This window comes from Streptomyces sp. NBC_00691 (genome assembly GCF_036226665.1).
In the GTDB taxonomy this organism is placed as follows: Bacteria; Actinomycetota; Actinomycetes; order Streptomycetales; family Streptomycetaceae; genus Streptomyces.
Genome location: NZ_CP109007.1, coordinates 2959693 through 2975225, shown reverse-complemented (window position 1 = coordinate 2975225; position 15533 = coordinate 2959693). Strand labels below are relative to the sequence as shown.

12 protein-coding genes are annotated in these 15533 nt (G+C 73.2%); 8 read left to right on the top strand and 4 right to left on the bottom strand.

Annotation, left to right across the window (positions count from 1 at the left end; genetic code table 11):
* Positions 1-24: 24 nt before the first annotated feature.
* Positions 25-1233 (top strand): cation:proton antiporter, encoded by a 1209-nt coding sequence (locus tag OG392_RS13380; RefSeq protein WP_329278939.1) that lies wholly within the window; start codon positions 25-27, stop codon positions 1231-1233.
* Here the strand turns inward: OG392_RS13380 and OG392_RS13375 are convergent.
* Positions 1211-1852 (bottom strand): TetR/AcrR family transcriptional regulator, encoded by a 642-nt coding sequence (locus OG392_RS13375; protein ID WP_329278936.1) that lies wholly within the window; start codon positions 1850-1852, stop codon positions 1211-1213. The genes OG392_RS13380 and OG392_RS13375 overlap by 23 nt on opposite strands.
* A 163-nt stretch (positions 1853-2015) precedes the next feature.
* Between OG392_RS13375 and OG392_RS13370 the strand changes: the two genes are divergently transcribed.
* Positions 2016-4322: an MMPL family transporter gene (locus OG392_RS13370; protein WP_329278934.1), complete on the top strand. Its 2307-nt coding sequence runs from the start codon at positions 2016-2018 to the stop codon at positions 4320-4322.
* A gap of 80 nt (positions 4323-4402) precedes the next feature.
* Here OG392_RS13370 and OG392_RS13365 read toward each other — a convergent pair whose 3' ends face one another.
* Together OG392_RS13365 and OG392_RS13360 are read right to left on the bottom strand one after the other, a co-directional pair.
* A complete protein-coding gene (locus OG392_RS13365) occupies positions 4403-4600 on the bottom strand; it encodes a helix-turn-helix transcriptional regulator (RefSeq protein WP_266966106.1) in 198 nt (65 codons plus the stop codon).
* A gap of 273 nt (positions 4601-4873) precedes the next feature.
* Positions 4874-5803, bottom strand: coding sequence for a sugar phosphate isomerase/epimerase family protein (locus tag OG392_RS13360; protein ID WP_329278931.1), 930 nt, complete (start codon positions 5801-5803; stop codon positions 4874-4876).
* Positions 5804-6004: 201 nt separating this feature from the next.
* Between OG392_RS13360 and iolC the strand changes: the two genes are divergently transcribed.
* Genes iolC through mmsA form a run of 4 tightly spaced genes read left to right on the top strand, consistent with a single transcriptional unit; the run spans position 6005 to position 11189 of the window.
* Positions 6005-6961: a 5-dehydro-2-deoxygluconokinase gene (gene iolC, locus OG392_RS13355; RefSeq protein WP_329287247.1), complete on the top strand. Its 957-nt coding sequence runs from the start codon at positions 6005-6007 to the stop codon at positions 6959-6961.
* 9 nt (positions 6962-6970) lie between these two features.
* Positions 6971-7795 (top strand): 5-deoxy-glucuronate isomerase, encoded by an 825-nt coding sequence (gene iolB / locus OG392_RS13350; RefSeq protein WP_329278929.1) that lies wholly within the window; start codon positions 6971-6973, stop codon positions 7793-7795.
* The gene (gene iolD / locus OG392_RS13345; protein WP_329278928.1) at positions 7792-9663 is read left to right on the top strand and encodes a 3D-(3,5/4)-trihydroxycyclohexane-1,2-dione acylhydrolase (decyclizing); all 1872 of its coding nucleotides are present in this window, start codon (positions 7792-7794) and stop codon (positions 9661-9663) included. The genes iolB and iolD overlap by 4 nt, the downstream gene beginning before the upstream one ends.
* A 14-nt stretch (positions 9664-9677) precedes the next feature.
* The gene (gene mmsA, locus OG392_RS13340; protein WP_329278926.1) at positions 9678-11189 is read left to right on the top strand and encodes a CoA-acylating methylmalonate-semialdehyde dehydrogenase; all 1512 of its coding nucleotides are present in this window, start codon (positions 9678-9680) and stop codon (positions 11187-11189) included.
* Between the two features lie 156 nt (positions 11190-11345).
* Here the strand turns inward: mmsA and OG392_RS13335 are convergent, their stop codons facing one another.
* On the bottom strand, positions 11346-11774 hold the full coding sequence (locus tag OG392_RS13335; protein ID WP_329278923.1) for a GNAT family N-acetyltransferase: 429 nt from the start codon (positions 11772-11774) through the stop codon (positions 11346-11348).
* Between the two features lie 136 nt (positions 11775-11910).
* On the opposite strand from OG392_RS13335, the gene OG392_RS13330 reads away from it, so the two are divergent.
* Positions 11911-14634 carry a CocE/NonD family hydrolase gene (locus OG392_RS13330; protein ID WP_329278920.1) on the top strand — a complete coding sequence of 908 codons (2724 nt, stop codon included), beginning with the start codon at positions 11911-11913 and terminating at the stop codon, positions 14632-14634.
* Positions 14631-15512, top strand: coding sequence for an ABC transporter permease (locus OG392_RS13325; RefSeq protein ID WP_329278918.1), 882 nt, complete (start codon positions 14631-14633; stop codon positions 15510-15512). The genes OG392_RS13330 and OG392_RS13325 overlap by 4 nt, the downstream gene beginning before the upstream one ends.
* Positions 15513-15533: the final 21 nt, after the last annotated feature.

The following is a 15533-nucleotide window of genomic DNA, read 5'->3' as shown; positions in this document are numbered from 1 at the left end:
TGGACCTTATGGTAAATACCCGATATGTCGCAATCGGGGACCACGCTCATCCTGATCATGGCGATCGCCGTCCTGGCGCCGCTGCTCGCCTACGGGGCCGGACGCAGGCTTCCCGTCCCCCTGGTCATCTTCGAGATCCTGCTCGGCATCCTCATCGGCCCCGACGTCCTGGACTGGGCCCGCCCGGACGCGCTCATCGACGGGCTCTCGGAGCTCGGCCTCACCATGCTGATCTTCCTCGCGGGGTACGAGATCGAGTTCGGCAAGGTGCGCGGCGACACCCTCCGCCGCTCCGTGTGGGCCTGGCTGGCCGCCCTCGCCCTCGGACTCGCCACCGGGGTCCTCCTCGGCGGCGGCTACACCAAGGGCGTCTTCATCGGTGTCGCGCTGACCAGCACCGCGCTCGGCACCGTCCTGCCCGTGCTCCGGGACGCGGGCGACCTCAAGGGGCGGTTCGGCTCGGTCGTCATGGCCTTCGGCGCGGTCGGCGAGTTCGGCCCGATCATCGCGATGGCCCTGCTGCTCAGCGGACGCGGCGCGGCCGAGTCGACCGTGCTGCTCGCGGTCTTCGCCGCGATCACCGCCGGGGCGGTGTTCTGGGCGCTGCGGCCGCGCCCGCCGTGGTTCTCCCGGATCATCGCCAAGACCCTGCACACCAGCGGCCAGTTCGCGGTCCGGTTCGTCTTCCTGCTGATCGCCGTGATGCTGGGCGCCTCGCAGGCGCTCGGGCTCGACGTCCTGCTCGGCGCCTTCGCGGCCGGACTCGTCACCCGGCTCGTCCTGACCGGTGCCGCGCCCGAGTCGGGGCCGCAGATCCTGGAGAAGATCGAGGGCGTCGGCTTCGGCTTCCTCGTGCCGGTCTTCTTCGTCGTGACCGGGATCGAGTTCGATCTGGCCTCGCTCCTCGACGGCGGCCGCACCCTGATCCTGCTGCCGGCCTTCCTGCTGCTCTTCCTGGTGGTGCGCGGGGGGCCCATCTGGCTCCTCGCCCCGCGCGACCTCGACCGCCGGGACCGCGGCGGGCTCGTGCTGTACGGCTCCACCGCGCTGCCGCTCGTCGTCGCCATCACGACCATCGGCGTGGACGACAAGGCGATGACGGCGGGCGAGGCGGCGGCGCTCGTCGGGGCCGGCATGGTCTCCGTGCTCGTCTTCCCGCTGGTCGCGCTGAAGTCGCGGTCGGGGGCGACGGGTCTCCCGGCCGAGCGGATCAGCGGCTCGGAGTCGTGGTGACCGGGCCCTCGACCAGGGGGGAGAGGTAGCGCAGGAGGAGCGTCTTCAACTCCGCCACCGTGGCGTCCCGTTCGGCCCCCTCCGGCGCGGCGAGGACGAGGTCCAGGCCCCCCTTGAAGGTGGCGAAGGCCATGTTCGCGGTCCGGAGGCGCTCCTCGGCGGGCAGGGCGGGCGCGTAGTGGGCGATCACCTCCTGTACCCGGGTGAGCAGGGTCGCGTGCAGTTCGTCGTGCTCCTCCGCGATCCGGCCGGGGACCTCGGAGCCGTGCATCAGGGCGAGGAAGGCCGGGTTGGCGCAGTTGAACTCGATCAGCGGGTCGACGACGGCGTCGAGGAGCCCGGGCAGCGGCAGGGCGAGGTTCTCCGGGGTGAACGCCTGGCCGTGGGCCTCGCGCATCTCGTGCAGCAGGCGCTCGCCCAGCTCGATCGCGATGGCTTCCTTGTTCGGGAAGTACTGGTAGAGCGTGCCGGGCGAGACATGGGCCTCACGGGCGATCGCGTTGGTGCTGGACGCCGTGTAGCCGTTCGCGCAGAAGACGTTCGCGGCGGCCTGGAGCAGCTGCGCGATACGGCGCTCGCCCCGCGCCTGACGGCGGCGCGGCTTCGGTTCTTCGGACATGGCTGTCCCCAGCTCTCCTCAACACGTTTGACAAACGCGAGAGGTCGCTCGCATTCTTGAGAAACGCGAGTGATCACTCGTGTTTGCCAGTCTATGGCAACGGGCGACCCATGTGACCTGCCGGGAAGCGAGCACAGGGGTCAGGTGAAGGGGACACCTCGTCATGGCCGAAGTCAAGAAATCAGCACCCGGAGGGGCCGGATCCAGCGGGTCCCCCGCAGGTGGCGGCGGCTCTCCGAAGGGGGAGGCCGCGGGCGGCTGGACGCGGTTGGTGACCGTACGGCCCCGCCTGACCCTCCTCGTCGCCCTCGTCCTCACCGCCCTCGCCGTCCTGGCCGGCGGCGGTGTCGCCGACCGGATGGGCAGCGGCGGCTGGGAGGACCCGGCCGCCGAGTCCACGTACGCGACCGAGGCCCTGGGACGCCAGTTCCCCGGCTCCCAGCCCAATCTGCTCCTGCTCGTCGACGCCGGAGCCGCCGGCGCAGACGCGCCCGCGGTCGCCGCCGAGGCGCGCCGGCTCGCCGAGCGGCTCGACGCCGAACCGGGGGTCGACGGCGTCGGCTCCTACTGGTCCACCGGCTCGCCCGCCCTCCGCTCCGAGGACGGCCGCAAGGCCGTCATCGCCGCCCGGATCGCCGGCGAGGAGAAGGACGCGGCCGCCGTCCTCGACCGGATCGCCCCCGAGTACCGGGGCACCCACGGCCCCGTCGAGGTCTCCCTCGGCGGCGGACTCGCCGTGCGCCACGAGATGCAGACGGTCATCCAGGAGGACCTGCTGCGGGCCGAACTCATCGCCCTGCCCCTCACCCTCGTCCTGCTCGTCATGGTCTTCGGCAGCGCCGTCGCCGCCCTGCTGCCGCTCGGCGTCGGCATCGTCGCCATCCTCGGCACCAACGCCGTCCTGCGCGGCCTCACCGAGTTCACCGACGTCTCCGTCTTCGCACAGAACCTGACGACGGCCCTCGGTCTCGGACTCGCCATCGACTACGCCCTGTTCGTCGTCCGCCGCTACCGCGAGGAGCTCGCCGCCGGCGCCGACACGTACACCGCCGTCCGCACCACCCTGCGCACCGCCGGGCGGACCGTCCTCTTCTCCGCCCTGACCGTCGCCGTCTCGCTCGCCGCGATGCTGGTCTTCCCGCAGTACTTCCTGCGCTCCTTCGCGTACGCCGGGATAGCCGTGGTCCTGCTCGCCGCGACCGCCGCCCTCACCCTGCTCCCGGCGGCCCTCGTGCTGCTCGGCGACCGGGTCAACGCGCTCGACCTGCGACGCCTCCTGCGGCGCGGCCGGGCGCCCGGCGCGCGCCCCGCAGGGGACGCCGAGGGCACGGGCTGGGGCCGGGCCGCCGCCCTCGTGATGCGCAGGGCGCCGGTCTTCGCCGTCCTGACCACCGCCGGACTCGTCCTCCTCGGACTGCCCTTCCTCGGCGTGAGGTTCGGCACCGCCGACGACCGCCAGCTCCCCGTCACCGCCTCCTCCCGGGTCGTCCAGGACGAGCTGCGGCACGGCTTCCCCGGCGACCCCGGCGGCACCCTCACCGTCCTCGCCGAAGGCGCGGCCACCCCCGCGCAGTACGCGGCCTTCCGCGAGCGGATCGGTGCGCTCGACGGCGTCGTCCGGGCCGACGGGCCGGTGACCGCCGCCGGCGGCCACGCCTACTTCACCGTCGTCGCCGAGGGCGAGACCGTCGGCGACCAGGCCCAGCGGACCGTGGCCGAACTGCGCGCCGCGCCGGCCCCGTTCGAGACCTCCGTCACCGGACAGGCCGCCGTCCTCGTCGACTCCAAGGACGCCCTCGCCGAGCGGCTTCCCTGGGCCGCGGCGATCATCGTGATCGTCACGCTGCTCCTGGTCTTCCTGCTCACCGGCAGCGTCCTCATCCCCGTCCAGGCCGTCGTGCTCAACGCCCTCAGCCTCACGGCGATGTTCGGCGCGGTGGTCTGGGTCTTCCAGGACGGGCACCTCGCGGGACTCCTCGGCTTCACCCCCACCGGCGACATCGAGACCACCCTGCCGGTGCTCATGTTCTGCGTGGCCTTCGGACTCTCCATGGACTACGGGGTCTTCCTGCTCTCCCGCGTCAAGGAGGAGTACGACCGCACCGGCGACCACGAGCACGCCGTCCGCTTCGGCCTGCGCCGCACCGGCGGCCTCATCACCGCGGCCGCCGTGATCCTCGCCGTCGTCATGGTCGCCATCGGCACCTCCCGCGTCACCAACACCAAGATGCTCGGCCTCGGTGTCGCCCTCGCCGTCCTCATGGACGCCATGGTGGTCCGCAGCCTCCTCGTCCCCTCCGTCATGAAGCTGACCGGCCGCTTCACCTGGTGGGCCCCCGGCCCGCTGCGGCGCTTCCACGACCGCTTCGGCATCAGCGAGTCGGACGCGCCGGGCCCGGCCCGGGCTCCGGCGCCCGACGGGGGCACGGTGGCCGAGGAGCGCCGGGAGATGACCTCGCTCCGCCCGTGACACGCCGAGGGCCGGGCCCGGGACGACCGGGTCCGGCCCTGTGGTGGAGGGAGCGGGGAGGGAAGGGGCGGTGCGTCGGGTCAGTCGCGGCGGCCCCGGTTGCCGGGGCGGCTGGCGACCCAGGCGCGGATCGTGTCCGCGTACCAGTAGGGCTTGCCCGACTCCACGTGGTCGGGGGCCGGCAGCAGTCCGTGCTTCCGGTAGGAGCGGACCGTGTCGGGCTGCACCCTGATGTGTGCGGCGATGTCCTTGTACGACCAGAGCCTGCTGTCCGTCATGCCGGGTACCTCCCTGCGCGCCACGCAGCGGCGGCGGGGGTGCCGTTCGGGGGCGCTGCGGGCGTGCGATGGCGATCACTGAGCCATTGCCCCCTGCAACGACCCCGTCAGACAGGAGGAGAGCGCCTGTCGAGCGCCTGTGACGGAAAGCCCGCGTAACGGAGATATGTGTGACGCCGAAGGGACGAGTGTGACGAAAGTGCGGCATCCGGAGATCGGCGTGTTCCCGTGCGTCACCCCTGGCCGGAGAGATATGCGCCCGCCGCGCGCCGGTCACATCCCGCAGGAGCGGAGGTAGTCCCGGGTGCGGAGCGCGATCGGGTACGGGACGTCCGGCTCGCAGGGATACATGTCCTGCTCCACGATCGCGAACAGGTCCACGTCCAGGGCCGACGCGGCCGCGAGCACCGGCTCGAGGGCGGGCACCCCGGACGGCGGCTCGCACATCACCCCGCGCGCCACCGCCGGCCCGAACGGCACCCCCTCGGCCACCACCCCCGCCAGGATCTCCGGGTCGACCTGCTTGAGATGCAGATAGCCGATCCGCTCGCCGTACGTCTCGATCAGCTTGACGCTGTCGCCGCCGGCGTACGCGTAGTGCCCGGTGTCCAGACAGAGCGAGACCGCCTCCGGGTCGGTCGCGTCCAGGAACCGCGTCACGCTCTCCTCGTCGTCCAAATGGGTGTCGGCGTGCGGATGGACGACGATCCGCAGCCCGTACCGCTCGCGCACCTCCCGGCCGAGCCGCTCGGTGAGCCCCGTCAGGTCCCGCCACTGCGCGGCGGTGAGCGTCCGGTCCTCCAGGACCTCGCCCGTCCGGTCGTCCCGCCAGAACGACGGGATGACGACCAGATGGCCCGCGCCCACCGCCTGCGCCAGGGCCGCGTTCTCGGCGACGTGCGCCCAGGTCCGGTCCCAGACGTCCGGGCCGTGGTGCAGACCGGTGAAGACCGTTCCCGCCGAGACCCGCAGCCCGCGCCGCGCGGTCTCCTCCGTCAGGACGGCCGGATCGGTGGGCAGATAGCCGTACGGACCGAGTTCGATCCATCCGTAGCCCGCGCCGGACACCTCGTCCAGGAAGCGCTGCCACGGCACCTGCCGGGGATCGTCGGGGAACCACACCCCCCAGGAGTCCGGCGCGGAGCCGATCCGGATCCGGGACGGGGACGAGGGCGGGGGCGGCTGCGGTGACGGCGTCGTCATGCCTGCCACCTTGACCGCGGCCCGCGAGCAGCGTCAAGGAGGCCGCTCCGGCCCGCACGAGCCGTTCCCCGCCGACCGCCTGTTCGTCAGAATGTCCGGACATATCGTTGACACGCCTCCGGGCGGACGGCTAGACCTGGGTGCGGAAGCCGGACGCGAGAGGTGGCGCGGGTGGAGTCGGAGCCGTACGACCTGATCACCATGGGGCGCCTCGGCGTGGACCTGTACCCGCTCCAGACCGGGGTCGGACTCGACCGGGTGGACACCTTCGCCAAATTCCTCGGCGGCTCCCCGGCGAACGTGGCCGTCGCCGCCGCCCGGCTCGGCCTGCGCACCGCACTCGTCTCCCGCACCGGCGCCGACGCCTTCGGCACCTATCTGCGCCGCGAGCTCAAGGGCTTCGGGGTGGACGACCGCTGGGTGAGCGAGGTCGACGCCCACCCCACCCCCGTCACCTTCTGCGCCCTCTTCCCGCCCGACGACTTCCCGCTCACCTTCTACCGCCGACCGCGCGCCCCCGACCTGGAGATCCATCCGCACGAGCTGGACCTCGACGCCCTCCGCGCCGCCCGGGTCCTCTGGGCGACCGGCACCGGCCTCTGTGCCGAACCCAGCCGCACCGCGACCCTTGAGGCGCTGCGGGCCAGGTCGGGCCGGGAGGTGACGGTCCTCGACCTGGACTGGCGGCCGATGTTCTGGACGGACCCGGCGACCGCCCGCCCGTACTACGCCGAGGCCCTGCGGCACGCCACCGTCGCCGTCGGCAACCTCGACGAGTGCGAGGTGGCGACGGGGGAGCGCGAACCGTACGCGGCCGCCCGCGCGCTGCTCGCCGCCGGAGGGGACTCCGGCCTCCGGCTCGCCGTCGTCAAGCGCGGCCCCGAGGGCGTCCTCGCGCTCGCCGCCGACGGCACGAGCGCCGAGGTGCCGCCGCTGCCGGTCGACGTGGTCAACGGCCTCGGCGCGGGCGACGCGTTCGGCGGCGCGCTCGTCCACGGACTGCTCGCGGGCCGGGACCTGGAGACCACCCTCCGCCACGCCAACGCCGCCGGCGCGATCGTCGCGGGCCGCCTCGCCTGCTCGTCCGCCATGCCGTACGCCGCCGAGATCGCCGAGGCGCTCGCGACGGGCTCGGGGACCCTGACGGAAAAGGGGTAGGGCTGAGTCATGAGCACCCACCACCCCCCGTCCCTCCACCTCCCCGCCGGAACCACCGCCCGCGGCCCGTACGGGCTCGACATCGACCCCGGGCGGGCCGGCTGGACGTACTCCGCCCTCCGGGTCCTCACCCTCGGACCGGACGGGATCCACTCCTTCGAGAGCGGGGATTCCGAATGGGTCGTGCTTCCCCTCTCCGGTGCCTGTAGCGTGCGCGTCGACGGCGAGATCCTCGAACTCACGGGCCGCGCGAGCGTGTTCGACGGAGTGACCGACTTCGCCTATGTACCGCGCGACACCCACGCCCAGATCGCCTCCGGCGCGGGAGGCCGCTTCGCTTTGGCAGGAGCGAAGTGCGAGCGACGACTCCCCGCCCGCTACGGCCCCGCGCCGGAGGTTCCCGTCGAGGCCCGGGGCAGCGGGAACCGCGCCCGCCGGGTACGGAACTTCGCCTCCGCCGACGCCTTCGCCTGCGACCGGCTCATCGCCGTCGAGGTCGTCACGCCCGGCGGAAACTGGTCCTCGTACCCGCCGCACAAGCACGACGAGCACCGCCCCGGCACCGAGTCCGTCCTCGAAGAGATCTACTACTACGAGATCGAGGGCCCGCACGGACTCGCCTACCAGCGGATCTCCCCCTCCCGGCCCGGAGGCGCCGAACTCCTCTGCGAGATCCGCGACGGCGACGCCGTCCTCGTGCCCGACGGCTGGCACGGCCCGTCGATCGCCCAGCCCGGACACCCCCTGTACTACCTGAACGTCATGGCCGGCCCCGGCCCCGGACGGGAGTGGCGGATCCGCTTCCACCCCGACCACACGGAGGGATACGCATGAGCGTCCGGCTCACCGTCGCCCAGGCCCTGGTGCGCTTCCTCGCCGCGCAGCACACCGAACGCGACGGCGTACGGCAGCGGCTGATCACCGCGACCTGGGGCATCTTCGGCCACGGCAACGTCGCCGGCATCGGCCAGGCGCTCGTCGAGTACCCCGACCTCATGCCGTTCCACCAGGGACGCAACGAGCAGGCCATGGTGCACGCGGCCGTCGGCTACGCCCGACAGTCCAACCGCCTGCGCACCCACGCCGTCACCACCTCCATCGGCCCCGGCGCCACCAACCTCGTCACCGGCGCCGCGCTCGCCACCGTCAACCGGCTGCCCGTCCTCCTGCTGCCCGGCGACACCTTCGCCACCCGGCCCGCCGACCCCGTCCTGCAGCAGCTCGAAGTCCCGTACGCGGGCGAGGTCTCCGTCAACGACTGCCTGCGCCCCGTGTCGCGCTACTTCGACCGGATCACCCGCCCCGAGGCACTGGTCCCGGCCGCCCTCGCCGCCGTACGCGTCCTCACCGACCCCGCCGACACCGGGGCGGTCACCCTCGCGCTCCCGCAGGACGTGCAGGCCGAGGCGTACGACTGGCCCGAGGAGTTCCTCGCCGAACGGACCTGGACCGTGCGCCGGCCGCGGCCCGACACGGCCGAACTCGACGCGGCCGTACGGGCGATCGGAAAGGCCCGGCGGCCGATGATCATCGCCGGCGGCGGAGTCAGGTACAGCACGGCCCAGGACGCCCTGAGCACCCTCGCCCGGTCGGCCGGCCTCCCCGTCGCCACCACCCAGGCCGGCAAGGGCGTCCTCCCCTGGGACCACCCCTGCGACGTCGGCGGCATCGGCCACACCGGCACCCGGACCGCCAACGACCTCGCCCGCACCAGCGACCTGATCATCGGCGTCGGCACCCGGCACACCGACTTCACCACCGCCTCAGGCACCCTCTTCGGCCCCGACACCCGGTTCGTCAACCTCAACATCACCGCCTTCGACGCCCACAAACAGGCGGCGCTCCCGCTCGTCGCCGACGCCCGAGCCGGACTCGAAGCGCTCACCGAGGCGCTCGAAGGCCACCGGCACGGCCTCCCGCACGACACGGCCGAGTGGTCCTCCTCCACACGGGACTGGCAGGAGCGGACCGACGCCGCCTACGCCGCACCCGACCCGCACGCCCGCCCCACCCAGGTCCAGGTGCTCGGCGTACTCGACACTCTGGTCGACGGCAGCGACATCCTGATCAACGCCGCCGGCTCCCTCCCCGGCGACCTGCACAAGCTGTGGCGGCCCCGCTCCGTCGACCAGTACCACGTCGAATACGGCTACTCCTGCATGGGCTACGAGATCCCCGCCGCCATCGGCGTCACCCTCGCCGCCCCCGGCCGGCCGGTCTGGGCCCTCGTCGGCGACGGTACGTACCTGATGAATCCCACCGAGATCGTCACCGCCGTCCAGGAGGGACTGCCCCTCAAGGTCGTCATCCTCCAGAACCACGGCTACGCCTCCATCGGCGGCCTCTCGGAGGCCGTCGGCGCCGAGCGGTTCGGCACCGACTACCGCCGGCGGGACACCTTCGGCGGCTTCACCGGCCCGCCGCTCCCCATCGACCTCGGCGCCAACGCCGCCTCCCTCGGCATGCGGGTGCTGCGCCCCCGCACCGTCCGTGACCTGCGGGAAGCCCTCGCCGACGCGCGGACCGCGACGGTTCCCACATGTGTCTACGTCGAGACCGAAACGCCAGACACTGTGTCGGGCCCGCCCCCGGCCCAGGCATGGTGGGATGTGCCCGTGGCCGAGACCTCGACCCGCCCGTCGGCGGTCAAGGCCCGGGAGGAGTACGACCGGCACGTCACCGCCCGACGCCGCCATCTCTGAAGGAGCATTTCGTCATGACGAACACCGTCAAGACCGTCAACCACTGGATCGGTGGCAAGACCGTCGAGGGCACGTCGGGCAACTGGGGCCCGGTCACCGACCCGGCCACCGGCGCCGTGACCACGAAGGTCGCGCTCGCCTCCGTCGAGGAGGTCGACGCCGCCGTCGCCGCCGCCAAGGACGCCTGGGCGACCTGGGGCACCTCCTCGCTCGCCCAGCGCACCACCATCCTCTTCAAGTTCCGCGCGCTCCTCGACGCCAACCGCGACGCCATCGCCGAGCTGATCGTCGCCGAGCACGGCAAGGTCCACTCCGACGCGCTCGGCGAGGTCGCCCGCGGCCTGGAGATCGTCGACCTGGCCTGCGGCATCACCACCCAGCTCAAGGGCGAGCTCTCCACCCAGGTGTCGAACCGGGTGGACGTGGCCTCGATCCGCCAGCCCGTCGGCGTCGTCGCCGGCATCACCCCCTTCAACTTCCCGGCCATGGTGCCGATGTGGATGTTCCCGATCGCCATCGCGACCGGCAACACCTTCATCCTCAAGCCGAGCGAGAAGGACCCCTCGCCCTCCCTCAAGATCGCCGAGCTGCTCGCCGAGGCGGGCCTCCCGGACGGTGTCTTCAACGTCCTGCACGGCGACAAGGTGGCCGTGGACCGCCTCCTGGAGCACCCGGACGTCTCCGCGATCTCCTTCGTCGGCTCGACCCCGATCGCCCGGCACATCCACACCACCGCCTCCGCCAACGGCAAGCGCGTCCAGGCGCTCGGCGGCGCGAAGAACCACATGCTGGTGCTCCCCGACGCCGACCTCGACGCGGCGGCCGACGCGGCCGTCTCCGCCGCCTACGGCTCCGCCGGCGAGCGCTGCATGGCCATCTCGGCCGTCGTGGCCGTCGGCTCCATCGGCGACGAGCTGGTCCAGAAGATCCGCGAGCGCGCCGAGAAGATCAAGATCGGTCCCGGCAACGACCCGACCTCCGAGATGGGCCCGCTCATCACGGCCGTCCACCGCGACAAGGTCGCCTCCTACGTCCACGGCGCGGCGGACGAGGGCTGCGAGGTCGTCCTCGACGGCACCGGATACACGGTCGAGGGCCACGAGGACGGCCACTGGATCGGCCTCTCCCTCCTGGACCACGTGCCCACCACGGCCAAGGCCTACCAGGACGAGATCTTCGGCCCGGTGCTCTGCGTGCTGCGCACCGAGACGTACGAGGAGGGCCTCGCCCTCATCAACGCCTCGCCGTTCGGCAACGGCACCGCGATCTTCACCCGCGACGGCGGCGCCGCCCGCCGCTTCCAGCTGGAGGTCGAGGCCGGCATGGTCGGCGTGAACGTGCCGATCCCGGTGCCGGTCGGCTACCACTCCTTCGGTGGCTGGAAGGACTCGCTCTTCGGCGACCACCACATCTACGGCAACGACGGCGTGCACTTCTACACCCGCGGCAAGGTCGTCACCACCCGCTGGCCGGACCCGTCGGACGCCCCGGCGGGCGTGGACCTGGGCTTCCCGCGCAACCACTGACGCGGGCGGTTCACGGCGACGGCCCCCGGGGTGCTGACAGCACACCCCGGGGGCCGTCGGCCGGTCCCGGCGTCAGGTCCGGTCCCGGCATCCGGCGCCGGCGTCCTGGCCGGTCCCGGCATCCGGGCCCCCGGCGTCCTTGGCCGGTCCCCGGACTCAGGGGGCCTCGGCCTCGGTGAAGGTCCAGCCGCGCATCGAGAACACCCCTTCGTCCATCGCGCCCGCCGACGCGTACGTCGCGAGCGCGGGATCGTTGTCCGTGTCCACGCCCACCCACGCGCCCCGGCAGCCCCGCGCCCCGGCCTCCGCGAGGAGCGCCTCCGTCAGGGCCCGCCCCACCCCGCGCCTCCGGTGGTCCTCGTCCACGGACAGCTCGTAGAGACACATCTCCGCCCCCTTGTCGGGGTGCAGCATCTCGATCCCCGAGACGAACCCGGCCGGGAAGCCGTCCTCCGCGTACGCGATCAGCATCAGATGGCCCGGCGCCGCCAGGAAGCGCGCGGCCCAGTCCTCCCGGGGCGGCTCGTCGTACAGATGCCCCGCCGCCAGCAGCTCCGCCACCGTCGCCGCCTGCCGGATCTCCATCGCCGCCTCCGTGTGCTCGCGTCTCCGCGTACCGCGCCTGCTGTACGCGGACCGTACTGCGTACGACCGGAGGAGGTGGGGTACTTCCGTCTCCGGGCAGCCGTGGCGCACAGGCGGTCCGCTTAGGCTCGACACCATGCGACTCCGACTTCCCCGGTGGGCCGCGGTCACCGCCGTCCTCGCCGTCCTCGCGGGTGCCGGCACCTGGACCGCCGTCGCCTCGGACGATCCGCCGCCCGTGCACCGGGCGGACCGGATGCTCGACCTCGACGGCACCCGTATCGACACCTCGTACTTCACCGGCGACGCCGGCGGACGCCGGCCGGCCGTTCTCCTCGGCCACGGCTTCGGCGGCTCCAAGGACGACGTCCGCGCCCAGGCCGAGCGGCTCGCCCGGGACGGCTACGCCGTCCTCACCTGGTCCGCGCGCGGCTTCGGCGCCTCCGGCGGCGAGATCGGGCTCAACGACCCCGACCACGAGGTCGAGGACGCCCGGAAGCTGATCGACTGGCTCGCCGCCCGGCCCGAGGTCCTCCTCGACAAGCCGGGCGACCCGCGCGTCGGCGTCACCGGCGCCTCCTACGGCGGCGCGATCTCCCTGCTCGCCGCCGGCCACGACGCACGCGTCGACGCCATCGCCCCGCAGATCACCTACTGGAACCTCGCCGACGCCCTCTTCCCGGACGGCGTCTTCAAGAAGCTCTGGGCCGGGATCTTCTTCTCCGCGGGGAACCGGCCGGGAGCCCCGGCGACGCCGGAGAAGCCCCCCACGGAGAAGCCCGCGGGTGAGGCCCCCACCGGGAAGGCCCCCGCGGGTGAGACCCCCCGGGGCAGGGCGGCCGCCTGCGGCCGGTTCACCCCCGAGCTCTGCTCCCTCTACGAACGCGTCGCCGTCGCCGGGAAGCCCGACGCCGCCGCCCGCGCCCTCCTCGAAGCCCGCAGCCCCTCCGCCGTCGGCGCCAGGATCAAGGTGCCCGCGCTCCTCGTCCAGGGCCAGTCCGACTCGCTCTTCACCCTGGCCCAGTCCGACGCCATGGCCCGCGCCCTCACCGCCAACGGCGCCCCCGTCTCCGTCGACTGGATCTCCGGCGGCCACGACGGCGGCGACCGCGAGACCGACCGCGTCGAGCGGCGGATCAGCACCTGGTTCGACCGCTGGCTGAAGAAGGACACCTCCGCCGACACCGGCCCCGCCTTCCGCGTCAGCCGTACCGGCGGCGTCGACTCCACCGACGGGCAGGCCACCCTGCGCGCCGCGACCGCCGACCGCTACCCGGGCCTCACCTCCGGCGGCGCGAGCATCCCGCTCGCCGGACCGGCGCAGACCTTCGCGAACCCCGCCGGCGCCGCACCACCCGCCGTCTCGGCCGTCCCCGGCCTCGGCGGCGGGGTCGCCGGCCTCTCCTCCCTCGGCGTCGGCCTCTCCCTCGACTTCCCCGGCCAGCACGCCCGCTTCGACGCGAAGCCGCAGGACGAGCCGCTCCGGATCACCGGCACCCCGACCGTCCGCGTCAAGGTCACCTCCACCGCCACCGACGGTTCCGCCGTCCTCTTCGCCAAGGCGTACGACGTCGGGCCCGACGGCCGTCAGCAGGTGCTGCCCGCGCAGCTCGTCGCCCCCGTCCGCGTCGAAGGCGCCGGGAACGGGAAGAGCGTCACGCTGACCCTGCCCGCCATCGACCACGAGGTGGAGGCCGGACACCGGCTCCGGCTCGTCGTCGCCGCCACCGACCTCGGCTACGCCTCCCCGGCCGTCCCCGCCGACTACACCGTCGCCGTCGAGGGCCCGCTCACCGTCCCCACCGCCTCCGGCCTCGACACCCAGGCCGCCGCCCTGCCCTGGTGGGTCTGGGGCCTGCCGCTCCTCGGCCTCGCCGTCGCCGCCGCGCTGCTGCTCACCGCCCGCCGCCGCACCGCCGCCCCCGCTCCCGACTCCGAACCGACCGCCGTGCCGCTCCAGATCACCGGGCTCTCCAAGAAGTACAAGGGCGGCGACCGGTACAGCGTCAAGGACCTCACCTTCCGCGTCGAGCAGGGCCAGGTCCTCGGTCTCCTCGGACCCAACGGCGCGGGGAAGACCACCACCCTGCGCATGCTGATGGGCCTGATCACCCCCGACGAGGGGGAGATCCGGGTCTTCGGCCAGGCCATCCGGCCCGGCGCGCCGGTCCTCTCCCGCGTCGGCTCCTTCGTCGAGGGCGCCGGCTTCCTGCCGCACCTCAACGGCCGGGAGAACCTGGACCTGTACTGGAAGGCCACCGGCCGCCCCGCCGAGGACGCCCACGCCGACGAGGCCCTGCGCATCGCCAACCTGGGCAACGCCCTCGACCGGGCCGTCCGCACCTACTCGCAGGGCATGCGGCAGCGCCTCGCCCTCGCCCAGGCCATGCTCGGCCTGCCCGACCTGCTGATCCTGGACGAGCCCACCAACGGACTCGACCCGCCGCAGATCCGCGAGATGCGCGAGGTGATGATCCGGTACGCGGCCGGCGGCCGTACCGTCATCGTCTCCAGCCACCTCCTCGCCGAGGTCGAACAGTCCTGCACCCACCTCGTCGTCATGGACCGGGGACAGCTCGTGCAGGCCGGACCGGTCGCCGAGATCACCGATTCGGGCGACACCCTGCTCGTCACCCTCGGAGAGCCCGTCCCCGACGCGCTCGTCGAGAAGGTCGGCGCCCTCCCGGGCGTCGCCGCGGCGACCCGGACCGACGGCGGGATCCTCGTCCTCCTCGACACCCTCGACCCGACCGCCCTCATCGGCGAACTCGTCGCCCTGGACGTGCCGCTGACCGGCGTCGGCCCGCACCGTCGCCTCGAAGACGCCTTCCTGACCCTGATCGGAGGAGGAGCCGCATGAGCCCGCTGCTCGACACCCCCCCGGCTCCCGCGGAGTCCGCCGCCCCCGGCTACCGCGCCGGACGCACCCTGCCGCTGCGCGTCGAGGCCCTGCGCCAGTGGAAGCGCCGCCGCACCCTGATCATGGGCGGCATCCTGGTCGCCCTGCCGTTCGTCCTGCTGATCGCCTTCGCGATCGGCGGCGACCAGGACCGCGGCGGGAGCGGCCGTATCACCCTGATGGACACGGCGACCGCCTCCGGCGCCAACTTCGCCGCGACCAGTCTCTTCGTCTCGGCCGGGTTCCTCCTCGTCGTCCCGGTCGCGCTGTTCTGCGGGGACACCGTCGCCTCCGAGGCGAGCTGGTCCTCCCTGCGCTACCTGCTGGCCGCGCCCGTGCCCCGGTCCCGGCTCCTCGCCTCCAAGCTGGTGGTGGCCCTCGCCTACAGCGCGGCCGCGATGATCCTCCTGCCGCTCGTCGCCCTGGCCGTGGGCTCGGTCGCCTACGGCTGGGGCCCGCTCCAGCTGCCCACCGGCGGCGCGGTGCCCGCCGGGGACGCGGTGCTCCGCATCGCTATCGCCGTCGCCTTCGTCTTCGCCTCCCAACTGGTCACCGCAGGCCTGGCCTTCTGGCTCTCCACCCGGACCGACGCCCCGCTCGGCGCGGTCGGCGGGGCCGTCGGCCTGACGATCGTCGGCAATGTCCTGGACGCGGTCACGGCGCTCGGCGACTGGCGCGACTACCTGCCCGCGCACTGGCAGTTCGCCTGGATCGACGCGCTCCAGCCGCAGCTGGAGTGGAGCGGCATGGTGAAGGGCACGGCGATCTCGCTGACGTACGCCCTCGTCCTCTTCGCCCTCGCCTTCCGCGGCTTCGCCCGCAAGGACATCGTGTCGTAGGCCCCGACCGGCGACTCCCGC